The sequence below is a fragment of the Pseudomonas sp. B1-22 genome, assembly GCF_050474425.1.
Classification (GTDB): domain Bacteria; phylum Pseudomonadota; class Gammaproteobacteria; order Pseudomonadales; family Pseudomonadaceae; genus Pseudomonas.
This window is the reverse complement of sequence record NZ_JBCHVH010000002.1, coordinates 146,184-161,544: the sequence shown is the minus strand read 5'-3', so window position 1 is coordinate 161,544 and position 15,361 is coordinate 146,184. Positions and strand designations below refer to the sequence as shown.

Sequence of the window (15,361 nt, the reverse complement as noted above, 5' to 3'; positions counted from 1 at the left end):
CAGGCGATGCCCCTCACGCAGGAGGATTTCCAGGCCATCCGGCTCACCCTCGAGCTGGCGGCCCTGAGTACGGCAATTCTCCTGCTGCTCGGCACGCCCATCGCCTGGTGGCTGGCGCGCACCCGCTCCTGGCTGAAAGGCCCGCTGGGAGCGGTGGTGGCGTTGCCGCTGGTGCTGCCGCCGACGGTGATCGGCTTCTACCTGCTGATCACCCTGGGGCCCAACGGCGCCATCGGGCAAATCACCGAGAGCCTGGGGCTGGGGCGATTGCCCTTTACCTTCGCCGGGCTGGTGGTGGGCTCGGTGTTCTATTCGCTGCCCTTCGTGGTGCAGCCGTTGCAGAACGCCTTCGAGGCGATCGGCGACAAACCGCTGGAGGCCGCCGCGACGTTGCGGGCGAGCCCTCTGGATACTTTCTTCTCCGTGGTCCTGCCGCTGGCGCGGCCGGGTTTTGTCACCGCCAGCATCCTCGGCTTTGCCCATACGGTGGGTGAGTTCGGCGTGGTGCTGATGATCGGCGGCAATATTCCGGGCAAGACCCGCGTGGTGTCGGTGCAGATCTTCGATCACGTCGAGGCCATGGAGTACGCCCAGGCGCACTGGCTGGCCGGTGGCATGGTGGTGTTCTCCTTCCTGGTCCTGCTGGCGCTCCATGCGAGCCGCCGCAGTCGTGCGGCCTGGGCGTGAGGTGGGGATGAACGACAGCGTCGGTGTGCGCGCCATCGAGGCGCGATTCCAGATCGCCTATTCGGGTTTCCGCCTGGAGGTGGACCTGCAATTGCCGGGGCGCGGCGTCACCGCGCTGTTCGGCCATTCCGGCTCGGGCAAGACCACCTGCCTGCGCTGCGTGGCGGGCCTTGAGCGCGCGCCGCTCGGCCGCCTGGTGGTAAACGGGGAGGTCTGGCAGGACAGCGCCACGGGCCTGTTCCTGCCGCCGCACCAGCGCGCGCTGGGCTACGTATTCCAGGACGCCAATCTCTTCGAGCACCTGTCGGTGCGGCGCAATCTCACCTATGGCATGAAGCGTGTACCGCGCGACCAGCATCGCGTGGCGCTGGAGCAGGCCACCGAGCTGCTGGGCATCGGCCATCTGCTGGAGCGCATGCCGGCGAATCTCTCCGGCGGCGAGCGGCAGCGCGTGGGCATGGCCCGCGCGCTGCTGACCAGCCCGCGCCTGCTGCTGATGGACGAGCCGCTGGCGGCGCTGGACCTGAAGCGCAAGGCGGAAATCCTGCCGTACCTGGAGCGCCTGCACGACGAGCTGGATATTCCGATCCTCTACGTCAGCCACTCGCCGGACGAAGTGGCGCGGCTGGCCGATCACCTGGTGCTGCTCGACCAGGGCAAGGCGATTGCCAGCGGGCCGGTGGTCCAGACCCTGGCGCGGACCGATCTGCCGATCTCGCATCTGGAAGATGCTGGTGTGGTGATCGACGGGCAGGTGCTGGGGCACGACGCCGAATACGGTTTGCTGAGCGTGGCGCTGCCGCATTGCGAGCAACGCATCCGCCTGGCCCACGCGCCGATGGAAAAGGGCAGGGCGCTACGCATCAAGGTGCAGGCGCGGGACGTCAGCCTGAGCCTGGAGCCGGCGGCGCACAGCAGCATCCTAAACGTGCTGCCGGCGACGGTGGTGGAGATGGTGCCGACGGACAATCCCGCGCACCTGCTGGTGAAGCTGGACGTGGCCGGCACGCCGCTGCTGGCGCGGATCACCCGCTACTCGCACGACCAGCTCGGCCTGCGTACCGGGCAGGCGGTGTGGGCGCAGATCAAGTCGGTGGCGTTGCTGGCCTGATCGCCTTCTGCAGGAGCGTGCTCCGCTCCGAAAGGAGAAGGTAGGGTGGAGATGGCCGCCCCAGCGCAGATATTTCCCTGTAGGAGCGGGCCATGCCCGCGATCGCGCGCATGGCGCGCTCCTACAGGTTGGCGCTATGCCAGACCGGTTAACTGCCGGCTGTCCTTGACCGAGGGGATGGCCACCAGACTGAGCAGGCGATCGTCGAACAGACTGAATTGCCCGGCGATCTCCTTGCCGTGGTGCCACTCCTCCGACAGGTCGGTGAGCAACCGCAGGCGGGCATGGCCGCCGGCCGACCACTGGATCAGTTCAGCGTGCTGGAAATAGAAGCGCTGGCGCACCAGTGGGAAGAGCGCCTTGAACAGGCTCTCCTTGAGCGAAAAGGTCAGGGTGACCTGCAGCGCCACTTGTTCGGGGTCGAGCCGCGCCAGTTCGTCCGGGGTGAGGAGTTCACCGGCCAGGCGTTGGGCGCGGGCGCTGTCGAGGCGGCTTTCCACGTCCAGGCCCAGTCCGCGCCAGGCGTTGGTACGGGCGACCACGGCCGCCGCCCAGCCGTCGCCGTGGGTGATCGAGCCACAGAAGCCGTGCGGCCAGACCGGCGCGCGCTCTTCATCGGTGCCGGGCACCACGGCGTCGCCACCGCTGGCCTGCAGAGCCGCGCGGGCGCAGAGGCGGCCGGCGAGGTATTCGGCCTGACGCTTGGCGACGGCGCGCTGGACGTTCGCCGGGGCCGGCACCTGGCTGGCCTGGAAATCATCCGGCAACAGGCGCTGGCGGTCGAAATGGGTGCTGCGCAGCTGGCAGCCGGCCAGGGGGGTGGGCAGCGGCCAGTCGGCGGAGAGCGGGGTGCAAAAGGCGGGGAGGGTGGTCATGGGGAGCATTCTGCCGCGCCGGAACGTGGCCCACCAGTCACGCGGCGATTACATTCCTTTGCAAACCTTCACCAAAGGCGTACGGATTCGTCCGACAAGCTTTGTCACACTTCCGACCGCGTTTCCCAATGGGGACGCAGGTGAGGTTGTTGTTGGGGCGCCGCCAATGCGGGTTCCGACCTTTACACTTGATTGAGTGCGGGAGCCCCAAGGGGCTCCCGTTTTTTTTGTGCCGCGTTTTTGTAGGCAGAAAGTGCATCAGGACTTCTCGTCGAAGATGCGCTTGAAGAACGCCTGCAGGTCCGCCCAGGACTTCTGGTCGGCGGTCTTGTCGTAGCCGACGTCGAGGCCGTGGCCCTTGTGCATGTCGGCGTCCGGGTTGGTGAAGCTGTGCTTGGCGCCGGGCTGCACGACGAGCTTGTAGTCGGCCTTGGCGTTGTCCATTTCGCTCTTGAAGGCGGTCACGCTCTCGGCCGTCACCAGGGTGTCGGCACCGCCATGCTCGACCAGTATCTTCGCCTTGACCGCACCCGGTTGTGCCGGGGTGTCGGTGGCCAGCACGCCGTGGAAGCTCGCCACGCCGGCCAGCGGCAGGCCGGCGCGGGCCATGTTCAGCACCACGCCGCCGCCGAAGCAGTAACCGATGGCGGCGATCTTGCTCGGGTCGGTCTGCGGCTGCTGCTTCAGCAGGTCGAGGCCGGCCTGGAAGCGCGCCTTGGCGGCGTCGGCGTTCTTCGTCGCCTCGGCCATGAAGGCCTTGGCGTCGTTGGGGTGCTCGGTGTGCTTGCCGCCGCCGTACATGTCGATGGCCAGCGCGCTGTAGCCCAGCGCGGCGAGGTCGCGGGCACGGCGTTTGGCGTAGTCGTTGAGCCCCCACCATTCGTGCACCACCAACACGCCGGGGCGAATGCCGGACTTGGCGTCGTCGTAGGCGAAGTAGCCGATCATCTTGGTGCCATCGGCGGACTGGTAGGGGATTTCCTGGGTCTTGATCGCGGCGCCGGCGCTGGCGGCGAACACGAACAGCAGCAGGGCGGTGAACAGGCGCATGAGGACTCTCCGAGGCGGTGGCCAAAGGCGACCCTGAGAAGATAGCCGCTTCTGCGACATGTGCCCGCCGAGGCGGGTCCAGCCCCTCAAGCACGCGGCTATGGGTGAAATGTAAGACGGCCTCGACTACCCTTGGCGCCATTCCCCGACCCCGGAAAGCGATTGGCCGATGCTGGACCTCAGTACCTGGAACCTGACCACCCCCCAGCGCGGCCCGGCCGCGACCGTTTCCACCGCTGTGCTCAATCGCGATTACCAGAGCCCCTACTTCCAGCGCAGCGTCAACGGCGTGGAATTCTGGGTGCCGGTCAATGGCGCGCACACCAGCGGCAGCGAGTACCCGCGGACCGAGCTGCGGGAAACTGCACGCAACGGCGCGCTGTCGTTCTGGCGCTACTCGAAGGCCGACAATAACCTGCTGGTGGCCACCCTGCGGGTCGACGCGGTGCCGTCCAGCCGGCGCATGGTGATCGGGCAGATCCACAGCAATGGCAGCGGCAGCGCCGAGGCGCTTCCGCTGGTGAAGCTGGTCTACCAGCAGCGCCTGAACCTGGGGCGCGTGCAGGCGCTGGTGCGCGAGCACCCCGACGACATCTCCACGCGCACCTACACCGTGTACGAAGGGCTCGCGCTCGGCGAGGCGTTCAGCTACCGGCTGGGTATCTCGCGCAGCGGCCTGCTGAGCGTCCAGGTCAAGGACGGCCTCGTGACCCAGCAACTGGACCCGCAGTGGGCCTTCCAGGGGCTGTACTTCAAGGCCGGGCTCTATCTGCAGGACAATCGCGGACCGGCGAGCGAGGGTGGCCGGGCCACCTTCAGCAACCTGACCGTTTACCACCAATGAGGATGTTTTCCATGGCGTTGCGCAATTCCCTGGCCCTTTCCCTGCTGCTGTCGGCGGCGCTGGCGCAGGCCGCGCCGGGCGACGACTTCGGCGCCTGCCTGGATCGCCTGCAGGGCAAGGCTCAGGCCGGCGGCGTCAGCGCTACCAGCTACGCGCGCTTCACCCAGGGCCTGCAGGCGGACATGAGTGTGCTGCCGCTGCTCGATGCGCAGCCGGAGTTCACCACGCCGATCTGGGACTACCTGTCCGGCCTTGTGGACGAGCAGCGCGTGGCCGACGGCAAGGCGATGATGACCGAGCACGCCGATCTGCTGCGCAAGGTCGCCGCGCGCTACCAGGTCGACCCGGCCGCCGTGGTCGCGGTGTGGGGCGTGGAGAGCGATTACGGGCGCATCACCGGCAAGCGGCCGCTGCTGGTGTCGTTGTCCACCCTGTCGTGCTACGGGCGCCGGCAGGCGTTCTTCCAGGGCGAGTTCATCGCCACCCTCAAGCTGCTGCAGGCGGGCGATATCCGCGACAGCGGCATCACCGGTTCGTGGGCCGGCGCCTTTGGCCAGACGCAATTCATGCCGTCGACCTACGCGCGCATCGCCGAGGATTTCGACGGCGACGGCCACCGCGACCTGGTGGGCAGTACCGCCGATGCGCTGGCGTCCACCGCCAACTACTTGCGCAAGGCGGGCTGGCGCGAGGGCCAGCCCTGGGGCTACGAGGTGAAGCTGCCGGCCGGCTTCGATGCTTCGCTGGCCGGGCGCACCAAGCGCCGGGCGATTTCCGACTGGACCGCGCGCGGCGTGCAGCGCATCGATGGCAAGCCGATTCCGAACCTGGATTCGAAGGCCGCCATCCTGCTACCGGCCGGGGCGAACGGGCCGGCCTTCCTGGTGCTGCGCAACTACGATGCGATCTACTCCTACAACGCGGCGGAGAGCTATGCGCTGGCGATTTCCCTGTTGTCCGACCGCCTGCGCGGCGAGCCGGGATTGCGCACGCCGTGGCCGACCGACGATCCGGGGCTGAGCCGGGTGCAGCGCAAGGAGCTGCAGGAGCTGCTGCTGCAGCGTGGCTATGACATCGGCAAGGCCGACGGCATGATCGGCGACGTGACGCGCCGGGCGATCCAGGAAGAGCAGCGCAAGCGCGGCATCACCCCGGCGGATGGGCGGGCGGGGCAGAAGATTCTCAAGGCATTGCAGGGCGGCTAATAAGCGCCGCTGTTGCGTAGGGCGTACAACCGTTCACGGTTGTACGCCGATTCTCCAATGTCATCGCCAGCGCTGGGGTTTGGCCTGGCCGATTCTTCCTGGTCGACCCCGCACGGCGGCACGACCAAGGCCAATCGGCGTATAACGCGGAGCGCTATAAGCCCTACGGTGATGCTTTCGTAGGAGCGGACTCTGTCCGCGATCAACTCCGCTCAGGAGCCCATCGCGGACGGAGTCCGCTCCTACGAGATCAAAAGCCCCTCACCCTAACCCTCTCCCAAAGGGAGAGGGGACCGTTCGGTGCAGGATGAAACCATGGTGTCAGCCGGTACGATCTGCCCCCTCTCCCTGAGGGAGAGGGCTGGGGTGAGGGGGAGGCGCAGGCAAGGATTAACCCGGTAGGCTCCTACGAGAGCGACTCTGAGCCTCCCGACAACCTCACTCCCACCCCTTTACTCCACTCATGTCCGGCAGGTGGTGGGCGATGCCCTTGTGGCAGTCGATGCAGGTGGCCCCGCCGGAAGCCAGTGCCGTGGAGTGCATCTGCCGGGCGCGCTGGCTCTGGCGGGTGAAGTCCATGGACTCGAAGTTGTGGCAGTTGCGGCACTCCAGCGAGTCGTTGGCCTTGAGCCGCGCCCATTCGTGCTCCGCCAGCTCGCGGCGGTGGTCGAGGAATTTCTCCCGCGTGTTGATGGTGCCGAAGATCTTGCCCCAGACCTCCTTGGAGGCCTGCATCTTGCGCGCGATCTTGTCGGTCCACTTGTGCGGCACGTGGCAGTCCGGGCAGGTGGCGCGCACGCCGGAGCGGTTGCTGTAATGGATGGTGTCCTTGAGTTCGACGAAGACGTTGTCGCGCATCTCGTGGCAGGAGGTGCAGAAGGCTTCGGTGTTGGTCGCCTCCAGCGCGGTGTTGAAGCCGCCCCAGAAGATGATCCCGGCGATGAACCCGACCAGCGTCAGGAAGCCCAGGCTGTAGTGCACGCTGGGTCGGCGCAGGACGGTCCAGTACCCCGTGAGCCAGGCGAACAATGCTTTCATGGCGCCTCCTCAGGGTTTGCCGTTCGCAGCGGCGTCGCGCTGGAGGATGGTGTCGATGTCTTCGAAGGTGTTGCCCACCAGCGGCTTGGCGTCCGTCTGCGGGACGTGGCACTGCACGCAGAAGTAGCGCCGTGGCGCGACGGCGGCCAGCGGCTGGCCGTCGCGGTCCATGTAGTGGGTGATGCTGATCATCGGCGCCTGGGTGCGCGCACTGTTGGAGCGGCTGTGGCAGGACAGGCACTTGTTGCTGTTGGTGTCGATGCGGTAGCCGGTGATGGTGTGCGGGATGGTCGGCGGTTGCTCGGGGTAGTTGCGCTCGCGGCGGATGTCCTTGTTCTCCTCGTTGGCCAGCGGCGGCGCGGGGCGGTCCTGGCTGATCGTGCCGCCGGGGCGGCGACCATCGGGCGCGGGAGCGTCCAGCGGGTAGTTCACCTCGGCGGCCAGTGCGGGCAGGCCGAGTAGCAGCAGGAAAAGAGCAGGCAGTATCGATTTCATCGCGCGTTCCTCAGGCCAGGCTGACCAGTTCGATGCGCACCGCGCATTTCTTGTAGTCGGTCTGCTTGGAGATCGGGTCGGTGGCATCCAGCGTGACCTTGTTGATCAGCTTGTTGGCATCGAAGAAGGGCACGAACACCAGCCCCTGCGGTGGCTTGTTGCGCCCGCGCGTTTCGATGCGCGCGCGGATTTCGCCGCGCCGGCTGATCACCTTCACCTCGCTGCCGCGCCGTATCTTCAGGTCGCGGGCGTCGTCGGGGTGCATGTACACCACGGCGTCGGGCACGGCCTTGTACAGCTCCGGCACGCGCTGGGTCATGGAGCCCGTGTGCCAGTGTTCGAGCACGCGGCCGGTGGCGAGCCAGAACGGGTATTCCTTGTCGGGCGCTTCCGCCGGCGGCTCGTAGGGCAGGGCGAAGATGATCGCCTTCTTGTCCGGGTAGCCGTAGAACTGCAGGCCGCTGCCCTTGGCCACGTAGGGGTCGTAGCCCTCGCGGTAGCGCCAGCGGGTTTCCTTGCCGTCCACCACCGGCCAGCGCAGGCCGCGTGCTTCGTGGTAGGCGTCGAAGGGCGCGAGGTCGTGGCCGTGGCCACGGCCGAAGCTGGCGTATTCCTCGAACAGGCCCTTCTGGATGTAGAAGCCGAAGGCCTTGGCCTCGTCGTTCTCGAAGCCCTTGGCGATCTGGTCGCTGCCAAAGGCGTCCACCTGGCCGTTCTTGAAGAGCACCTCATAGAGCGTCTTGCCCTTGAGCTCCGGCGCCTTGGCCAGCAGATCGGCAGGCCATACCTCGTCGGTGGTGAAGCGCTTGGAGAATTCCACCAGTTGCCAGAGGTCGGATTTCGCCTCGCCCGGCGCCTTCACCAACTGGTGCCAGAACTGCGTGCGGCGCTCGGCGTTGCCGTAGGCGCCTTCCTTTTCCACCCACATGGCGCTGGGCAGGATGAGGTCGGCGGCCTGGGCCGAGACGGTGGGGTAGACGTCGGAGACGATCACGAAGTTTTCCGGGTTGCGCCAGCCCGGCAGGACCTCCTGCATGATGTTCGGCCCGGCGTGCATGTTGTTGCTGACCTGGGTCCAGTACACGTTGAGCACGCCGTCCTTGAGCATCCGGCTCTGCTGCACGGCGTGGAAACCGATCTTTTCCTGGATGGTGCCGGCGGGCAGCTTCCAGATTTTCTCGGCCGTCTCGCGGTGTTTCGGGTTGGTCACCACCAGGTCGGCCGGCAGGCGGTGGGCGAAGGTGCCCACCTCGCGCGCGGTGCCGCAGGCCGAGGGCTGGCCGGTGAGGGAGAAGGGGCTGTTGCCCGGCTCGCTGATCTTCCCGGTGAGCAGGTGGATGTTGTAGATCAGGTTGTTCGCCCAGACCCCGCGGGTGTGCTGGTTGAAGCCCATGGTCCAGAACGACATCACCTTGCGTTTGGGGTCGGCATACATCTCGGCCAGGGCCTTGAGGCGCTCGGCCGGCACCCCGCTTTCCTTGGCGGTGCGTTCCAGGGTGTAGGGTTTGACGAAGGCGGCGAACTCGTCGAAGCCGATGTCGCTCCAGGTATTGGCCTTGTCCGCGTTCTTCGCCTGCTTCTCCAGCGGGTTGTCCGGCCGCAGGCCGTAGCCGATGTCCTCGGCGCCGTGGGCGAAGCGGGTGTGCTTGTCGACGAAGTCGCGGTTCACCGCGCCGCTTTCGATGATGTGGTTGGCGATGTAGTTGAGGATGTAGAGGTCGGTCTGCGGCTTGAACACCATGGGAATGTCGGCCAGCTCGAAGCTGCGGTGCTCGAAGGTGGACAGCACCGCGACCTTCACCTGCGGCGCGCTCAGCCGGCGGTCGGTGACCCGCGACCAGAGCACCGGGTGCATCTCGGCCATGTTCGAGCCCCAGAGCACGAAGGTGTCGGTGGCCTCGATGTCGTCGTAGCAGCCCATGGGTTCGTCCATGCCGAAGCTGCGCATGAAGCCCATCACCGCCGAGGCCATGCAGTGCCGGGCGTTGGGGTCGATGTTGTTGCTGCGCAGGCCGGCCTTGAACAGCTTGTTGGCGGCGTAGCCTTCCCACACCGTCCACTGCCCGGAGCCGAACATGCCCACCGAGCCCGGGCCCTTGGCCTTGATCGCGGCCTTGAACTTCTCGGCCATGATGTCGAAGGCGGCATCCCAGCTGATCGGCTGGAACTCGCCCTGCTTGTCGAACTTGCCGTCCTTCATGCGCAGCAGCGGGCGGGTCAGGCGGTCGCTGCCGTACATGATCTTCGACAGGAAGTAGCCCTTCACGCAGTTGATCCCGCGGTTGACCTCGGCCTTGATGTCGCCGTGGGTGGCGACCACCTTGCCGTCGCGGGTGGCGACCATCACGCTGCAGCCGGTGCCGCAGAAGCGGCAGGGCGCCTTGTTCCAGTCCAGGCGGGTCATGTCCGCCTCGGTGACCAGGTTGCTGGCGGAGCTCAGGATCGGCAGGCCGGCGGCGGCCGCGGCGATGGCGGCGGCGTTGGCCTTGGCGAACTGGCGGCGGGTCAGGTTCATCGGGCACCTCCGGCCTGGGCGGGAACGGGTTCGGATTCGATCTGCGGGTGTTCGGGCGACTCGACGATCTCGTGGTAGATCAGCACCGCGTTGAGCACGCCGGGCAGGTTCTGGATGGCATTTAGGTTGTCGAGGATGCTCTGTTCATGCTCGGCTTCGAGCACCACCACCAGCTTGCCCTGCGGGCTTTGCTGGTGGACTTCCAGGTGCGGCAGGCGCAGCAGATTGGACTTCACCGCGTCCAGCAGTTCGGGGCGCGTGTGCACGATCAGGCTGGCGATCTGGATGCTCTCGGGCATCGTGTTCTCAGGCATGGATGGCCTCACGGTTCAGGTGAATGGCATTGCCGGGGCAGGGCGCCAGGCAGGCGCCGCAGCCAGTGCAGAGTGCGGGGTCGAGGATGGGCAGGGACGGGCCGCCGAGTTGCGGCTGGAAGCGGATGGCGCGCGGTTCGCAGGCGTCGTCGCAGCTACGGCAATGGATACCGGCCTGGGCCAGGCAGTGTTCGTCGATCCGGGCGCGCCAGGGCAGGGCTTCGCGGTTCAGATCGAATACATCGGCTTCGCAGGCACGCGCGCAGTCGCCGCACAGGCTGCAGCCGGCGTGGCTGAAGTCCAGCTGCGGATAACCGCCGTCGCCTACGCGCAGCACCTGCTCCGGGCAGGCGTCGACGCAGGCGTTGCAGCGTGTGCAGCCGTCAAGGAAATCGCTGGCGGTCCACGGCGGGCGACGTACATCCGGCGCACCACCCAGGCGCCGCAGCAGGGCGCGGCGGGCGAGCACGACGGTGCTCCTACGATGGTGGGCCGGGTGGCCCCGCCACCAGCTGGAACATCCATACGATGAACCCGTAGCCACCGACGATGGCCACCGACAGCAAGGGGAACAGGCAGATCACGAGGAACAGGAACAGCCGGGTTTCCTTGCCTTTCTCCGCATCGGCTCCGGTCTTATCGGTCATGAGGGTCAGCCTCCCGCCAACAATTGGGAGTCAGACTAGACCCTGCTTTATGTGTGGGCAAAGTCGTACAGTCGCTATTCTTTTTTCCTATAGCGATTTTCGTTCAGCAGCGGTTCAGCAGCCGGACAGGTTGCGTTCAGTGGCCCGCCCTTAACCTGCTCCCCGTCAACCAATTACTGAAGCTCTGACGGGAGAGTCCCCATGAAAACCATGAAGAAGATCGCCCTCGCCGCCGCCATCCTCGGTGCCAGTGCCGCCGTCTCCACGGCCAATGCAGCCGACACCTTCGTCGGCATGACCTGGGGCGAAACCAGCAACAACATCCAGAAGTCCGCTGCGCTGAACCGCAACCTCGACAACCCGAAGTTCGACAGCGTGATCAACAACAGCGGCACCTGGGGCATTCGCGCCGGCCAGCAGATGGAGCAGGGCCGCTACTACGTCACCTATGAAAACGTCTCCGACACTGACAGCGGCCTGAAGCTGCGCCAGCAGAACCTGCTCGGCAGCTACGACGCCTTCCTGCCGATCAATGACAGCGGTACCAAGCTGTTCGGAGGTGGCACCGCCGGCCTGGTCAAGCTGGAGCAGGACTCCAAAGGCTACAGCCGCGACAGCGACGTCGGTTATGCCATCGGCGCCCAGGCCGGTATCCTTCAGGAGATCGGCAGGAATACCTCGGTCGAAGGTGGCTACCGTTACCTGCGCACTAACGCCAGTACCGAGATGAGCCCGCATGGCGGCGGCAAGGTCGGATCGCTGGACCTGCACAGCAGCTCGCAGGTTTACCTGGGCGCCAACTACAAGTTCTGACCGATACTGCAACCGGGCCATGCGGGCCCGGTTGTCCGATTCAGGGAGCACGCGCATGAAATTGCTGGTGGTGGAAGACGAGGCGCTGTTGCGCCATCACCTGTACACCCGGCTCGGCGAGCAGGGCCATGTGGTCGACGCCGTCGCCGATGCCGAAGAGGCGCTGTACCGCGCCAGCGAATACCACCATGACCTGGCGATGATCGACCTCGGGTTGCCGGGCATGAGCGGCCTGGACCTGATCCGCGAGTTCCGCAGCCAGGGCAAGACCTTTCCGATCCTCATCCTCACCGCGCGCGGCAACTGGCAGGACAAGGTCGAAGGCCTGGCCGCCGGCGCCGACGACTACGTGGTCAAACCCTTCCAGTTCGAGGAGCTGGAGGCGCGCCTGAATGCCTTGCTGCGCCGCTCCAGCGGCTTCTCGCAGTCGACCATCGAGGCCGGCCCGCTGGTGCTGGACACCCATCGCAAGCAGGCGCTGGTCAGTGGCGAGTCGCTGCAGCTGACCGCCTTCGAGTACCGCATCCTCGAATACCTCATGCGTCATCACCAGCAGGTGGTGGCCAAGGAGCGCCTGATCGAGCAGCTCTACCCGGATGACGACGAGCGCGATCCGAACGTGATCGAAGTGCTGGTCGGGCGCCTGCGTCGCAAGCTGGAGGCGGCTTCCGGCTTCAAGCCCATCGATACGGTGCGCGGCCAGGGCTACATCTTCACCGAGTTGTGCAAATGATCCGTTCGCTGCGCCTGCGTCTGATGATCGGCGCGGCGCTTCTCGCGATCCTGTTCATGGCCGCCCTGCTGCCGGCCTTGCAGCGGGCTTTCAGCATCGCCCTGGAAGACGCCATCCAGCAGCGCCTGGCGGCCGATGTGGCGACGCTGGTGTCGGCCGCGCGGATCGAAGGCGGGCAGTTGAGCATGCCAGACCACCTGCCGGTGGAGGACTTCAACCTCCCCGAATCCAGGCTGCTGGGCTACATCTTCGACCAGAAGGGCCAGCTGGTGTGGCGCTCCACCTCGGCGCAGGACGAGAGCATCGAGTACTCGCCCAAGTACGATGGCCTGGTCGACGAGTTCACCCGCATCCGAGATCGCTCCGGCCAGGAGTTCTTCGTCTATGACGTGGAGATCGACCTGGTGGGCGGCAAGCAGGCGGCCTACAGCATCGTCACCATGCAGCCGGAAAGCGACTTCCGCGAACTGGTGCGCGGCTTCCGCGAGCAGCTCTATGTATGGCTGGGCGGCGCACTGCTGGTGTTGTTGGGGATGCTCTGGCTGGGCCTGGGCTGGGGCTTTCGCTCGATGCGCGGCCTGCGCGCCGAACTCGACCAGATCGAGGCGGGCGAGCGCGAGCGCCTGAGCGACGAGCACCCGGACGAAATGCTGCGCCTGACCGGTTCGCTGAACCGCCTGCTCGACAGCGAGCGCGCCCAGCGCGAGCGCTACCGCAATTCCCTCGGCGACCTCGCCCACAGCCTGAAGACGCCGCTGGCGGTGCTGCAGGGCGTCAGCGAAAACCTCGCCGCGCAGCCGCAGAACCGCGAGCAGGTGCAGGTGCTGCAGACCCAGATCGAACGCATGAGTCAGCAGATCGGCTACCAGCTGCAGCGCGCCAGCCTGCGCAAGAGCGGCCTGATCCGCCACCAGGCGGCCCTCGAACCTCTGCTCGACACCCTCAGCGGTGCGCTGGACAAGGTCTACCGCGACAAGCGCGTGCTGCTCGAGCGCGATATCCCGCCAGACTTCGCCTTGCCGCTGGAGCGCGGCGCGCTGTTGGAAATGCTTGGCAACCTGCTGGAGAACGCCTACCGGCTGTGCCTGACGACGGTGAAGGTCAGCGCCCGCAGGCAGGGGCGCTTCGTCGAACTCATCGTCGAGGACGACGGCCCCGGCGTACCGGCCGGCCAGCGCGAACGCATCCTCAAGCGCGGCGAACGCCTGGACACCCAGCACCCGGGCCAGGGCATCGGCACGGCGGTGGTGAAGGACATCATCGACAGCTACGACGGCGAGCTGTCGCTGGAGGATTCCGCGCTGGGCGGGGCATGTTTCAGGGTTCGGTTGCCGGGGTAGGGGTTGGCGTAGGGCGTATAACCGTTCGCGGTTATACGCCGATACACCGCGCTTATCGTCGGTGCCACGGCCAAACCCGGAGCGCCTAGCAACCCTGGTGAGGCGGCGTATAACGTCGAACGTTATACGCCCTTGTTCCTGGGGCTGCTGAACACCGTATTTGCGCCGCCCCCTCACCCCAACCCTCTCCCGAGGGAGAGGGGGCAGTCCGAGCCGACTGACACGTCGATTTCATACTGCGCCGAACGGTTCCCTCTCCCGCTTGCGGGAGAGGGTTAGGGTGAGGGGCTCTTGTAGGAGCGGACTCCGTCCGCGATAGGCGTCGCAGCGGGGCTGATCGCGGACGGAGTCCGCTCCTACGAATGCGTCGTCCGGCATTGGCGGCGGCGTTGTCTGGGTAATTGGAGGGGTGGCGTATAACCGCGAACGGTCATACGCCCTGCGTCATTCCCCCTGCTGCGCCCGGTACGCCCCCGGCGTCAGCCCGGTCCACTTCTTGAACGCCCGGTGGAAGGCCGAAGGCTCGGAGAAACCGAGCTGGTCGGCGATGTCCTGGATCGACAGCTCGTCGCGGCCCAGGTAGTAGATCGCCAGGTCGCGGCGCAACTGGTCCTTGAGTTCCTGGAAGTTCGGCCCTTCCTCGCGCAGGTGGCGGCGCAGGGTTTGCGGGCTCATGTGCAGTTGCGCGGCGACCTGCTCCAGGTCCGGCCAGTTGCGGCAGTCGCGGCCGAGCAGGCGGCGGATCTGGCTGGTCAGGCTGTCGCCGCCGTCGGGACGGGCCAGCAGGTCGGCAGGAGAATCCTTGAGGAAGTGCTTGAGCGTGCGCTCGTCCTGCAGCAGCGGCATGTCCAGGTAGCGCGCGGGCAGCAGCAGGCTGGTGCTGCCGGCGGCGAAGCGGCGTGGGCAGGGGAACAGCAGGTCGTATTCGGCCTGGTGCTCCGGCGTGGGGTAGCTGAAGGTGGCTTCCTCCAGGCGGATGCGCTGGCCGATCAGCCAACTGGCCAGGCGGTGCCAGATCAGTAGCAGGCTTTCGGTGAGGAAGTGGTCGGGGTCGCGCAGGTGGCTTTCATCCAGGGTCAGGCGCGCCCAGTCGCCCTCGCGCACCAGGCGGATCGCCGGAGCCTCGGGGAACAGGGCGTAGAACAGCGAGCCGCGGCTCAGGGCCTTTTCCAGCGTACGGCAGTGGATGATGGCGTTGCACATCATGGCGAAGGTGCCGCGCTTGCTGGGGCTGTTGCCGAAGCCCATGTACTCGTCGTCCAGCGCCTCCCACAGGCGCTGCATCAGCCGCGTGAACTGGCCGGGATCGATGCGCGCGCGGGGTTCGTCGAGCACCGCGGGGGCGATGCCGGCGTCGCGCAGCAGGGCCGCGACATCCAGTCCCTGACGTTGCGCGCCCTGTACGGCGGCGCGGACGAAATGGCTGGCGATGGTGCGTTCTCGCATGGGATGTCCTTGTTGTTCCGTCCACGCGTCATTCGTGCGCGCGGTGTATCCGGCTGCGTTGGGACGTCGGTGCCGGGGTCTACAATCTACGGTACGAGGGGCCTGGCGGATACCCGCCAGAGGGCGGGAAATCCGCCAGCCAGGAGGCGGGTTTCCGCCATTTCTGGTCGCTCACGTGCCGTGCCTTTGCGTTCAAGTTGTTGAAAATAAAGGATTTAATGGATTTATAAAGGTCTGGCACAGCACTT

The 15,361-nt window shown here is 66.4% G+C and carries 16 protein-coding genes; 7 read left to right on the top strand and 9 right to left on the bottom strand.

Annotated features, from left to right (window positions below; translation table 11 throughout):
- The first annotated feature begins 6 nt into the window (after window positions 1-6).
- Window positions 7-687: a molybdate ABC transporter permease subunit gene (modB, locus tag ACQ5BL_RS07590; protein ID WP_243808437.1), complete on the top strand. Its 681-nt coding sequence runs from the start codon at window positions 7-9 to the stop codon at window positions 685-687.
- Window positions 688-694: 7 nt separating this feature from the next.
- On the top strand, window positions 695-1,798 hold the full coding sequence (gene modC, locus ACQ5BL_RS07585; protein WP_243808438.1) for a molybdenum ABC transporter ATP-binding protein: 1,104 nt from the start codon (window positions 695-697) through the stop codon (window positions 1,796-1,798).
- Window positions 1,799-1,932: 134 nt separating this feature from the next.
- Here modC and ACQ5BL_RS07580 read toward each other — a convergent pair whose 3' ends face one another.
- Together ACQ5BL_RS07580 and ACQ5BL_RS07575 are read right to left on the bottom strand one after the other, a co-directional pair.
- Window positions 1,933-2,673, bottom strand: coding sequence for a 4'-phosphopantetheinyl transferase family protein (locus ACQ5BL_RS07580; protein ID WP_243808439.1), 741 nt, complete (start codon window positions 2,671-2,673; stop codon window positions 1,933-1,935).
- Window positions 2,674-2,931: 258 nt separating this feature from the next.
- Window positions 2,932-3,723, bottom strand: a complete 792-nt coding sequence (locus ACQ5BL_RS07575; protein WP_243808440.1) for a dienelactone hydrolase family protein — start codon at window positions 3,721-3,723, stop codon at window positions 2,932-2,934.
- Between the two features lie 169 nt (window positions 3,724-3,892).
- Between ACQ5BL_RS07575 and ACQ5BL_RS07570 the strand changes: the two genes are divergently transcribed.
- Window positions 3,893-4,567 carry a polysaccharide lyase family 7 protein gene (locus tag ACQ5BL_RS07570; RefSeq protein WP_243808441.1) on the top strand — a complete coding sequence of 225 codons (675 nt, stop codon included), beginning with the start codon at window positions 3,893-3,895 and terminating at the stop codon, window positions 4,565-4,567.
- An 11-nt stretch (window positions 4,568-4,578) separates the two neighbouring features.
- Entirely contained in the window at window positions 4,579-5,772 is a 1,194-nt protein-coding gene (locus tag ACQ5BL_RS07565; protein WP_430293056.1) for a lytic murein transglycosylase, read from the top strand.
- Window positions 5,773-6,210: 438 nt separating this feature from the next.
- Here ACQ5BL_RS07565 and ACQ5BL_RS07560 read toward each other — a convergent pair whose 3' ends face one another.
- The 6 genes from ACQ5BL_RS07560 to napE are packed head-to-tail and all read right to left on the bottom strand — an operon-like array spanning window position 6,211 to window position 10,781.
- Window positions 6,211-6,810, bottom strand: coding sequence for a cytochrome c3 family protein (locus ACQ5BL_RS07560; protein ID WP_243808442.1), 600 nt, complete (start codon window positions 6,808-6,810; stop codon window positions 6,211-6,213).
- 9 nt (window positions 6,811-6,819) lie between these two features.
- The gene (locus ACQ5BL_RS07555; protein WP_207887000.1) at window positions 6,820-7,305 is read right to left on the bottom strand and encodes a nitrate reductase cytochrome c-type subunit; all 486 of its coding nucleotides are present in this window, start codon (window positions 7,303-7,305) and stop codon (window positions 6,820-6,822) included.
- A 10-nt stretch (window positions 7,306-7,315) separates the two neighbouring features.
- Window positions 7,316-9,820, bottom strand: a complete 2,505-nt coding sequence (napA, locus tag ACQ5BL_RS07550; protein WP_243808443.1) for a nitrate reductase catalytic subunit NapA — start codon at window positions 9,818-9,820, stop codon at window positions 7,316-7,318.
- A complete protein-coding gene (locus ACQ5BL_RS07545) occupies window positions 9,817-10,119 on the bottom strand; it encodes a chaperone NapD (RefSeq protein ID WP_207887010.1) in 303 nt (100 codons plus the stop codon). The genes napA and ACQ5BL_RS07545 overlap by 4 nt, the downstream gene beginning before the upstream one ends.
- Window positions 10,120-10,126: 7 nt before the next feature.
- The gene (gene napF, locus ACQ5BL_RS07540; RefSeq protein WP_243808444.1) at window positions 10,127-10,603 is read right to left on the bottom strand and encodes a ferredoxin-type protein NapF; all 477 of its coding nucleotides are present in this window, start codon (window positions 10,601-10,603) and stop codon (window positions 10,127-10,129) included.
- 10 nt (window positions 10,604-10,613) lie between these two features.
- Window positions 10,614-10,781 (bottom strand): periplasmic nitrate reductase, NapE protein, encoded by a 168-nt coding sequence (gene napE / locus ACQ5BL_RS07535; RefSeq protein WP_243808445.1) that lies wholly within the window; start codon window positions 10,779-10,781, stop codon window positions 10,614-10,616.
- A gap of 201 nt (window positions 10,782-10,982) precedes the next feature.
- On the opposite strand from napE, the gene ACQ5BL_RS07530 reads away from it, so the two are divergent.
- From ACQ5BL_RS07530 to ACQ5BL_RS07520, 3 genes are read left to right on the top strand one after another with little or no spacing between them, the layout of a single operon-like run.
- Entirely contained in the window at window positions 10,983-11,594 is a 612-nt protein-coding gene (locus tag ACQ5BL_RS07530) for a hypothetical protein (RefSeq protein WP_243808446.1), read from the top strand.
- 55 nt (window positions 11,595-11,649) lie between these two features.
- Window positions 11,650-12,327 (top strand): response regulator, encoded by a 678-nt coding sequence (locus ACQ5BL_RS07525; protein WP_207886995.1) that lies wholly within the window; start codon window positions 11,650-11,652, stop codon window positions 12,325-12,327.
- Window positions 12,324-13,667, top strand: a complete 1,344-nt coding sequence (locus ACQ5BL_RS07520) for an ATP-binding protein (RefSeq protein WP_243808447.1) — start codon at window positions 12,324-12,326, stop codon at window positions 13,665-13,667. Before ACQ5BL_RS07525 ends, ACQ5BL_RS07520 begins: the two co-directional genes overlap by 4 nt.
- Window positions 13,668-14,111: 444 nt before the next feature.
- Here the strand turns inward: ACQ5BL_RS07520 and ACQ5BL_RS07515 are convergent, their stop codons facing one another.
- Window positions 14,112-15,113 carry an AraC family transcriptional regulator gene (locus ACQ5BL_RS07515; RefSeq protein WP_243808448.1) on the bottom strand — a complete coding sequence of 334 codons (1,002 nt, stop codon included), beginning with the start codon at window positions 15,111-15,113 and terminating at the stop codon, window positions 14,112-14,114.
- Window positions 15,114-15,361: the final 248 nt, after the last annotated feature.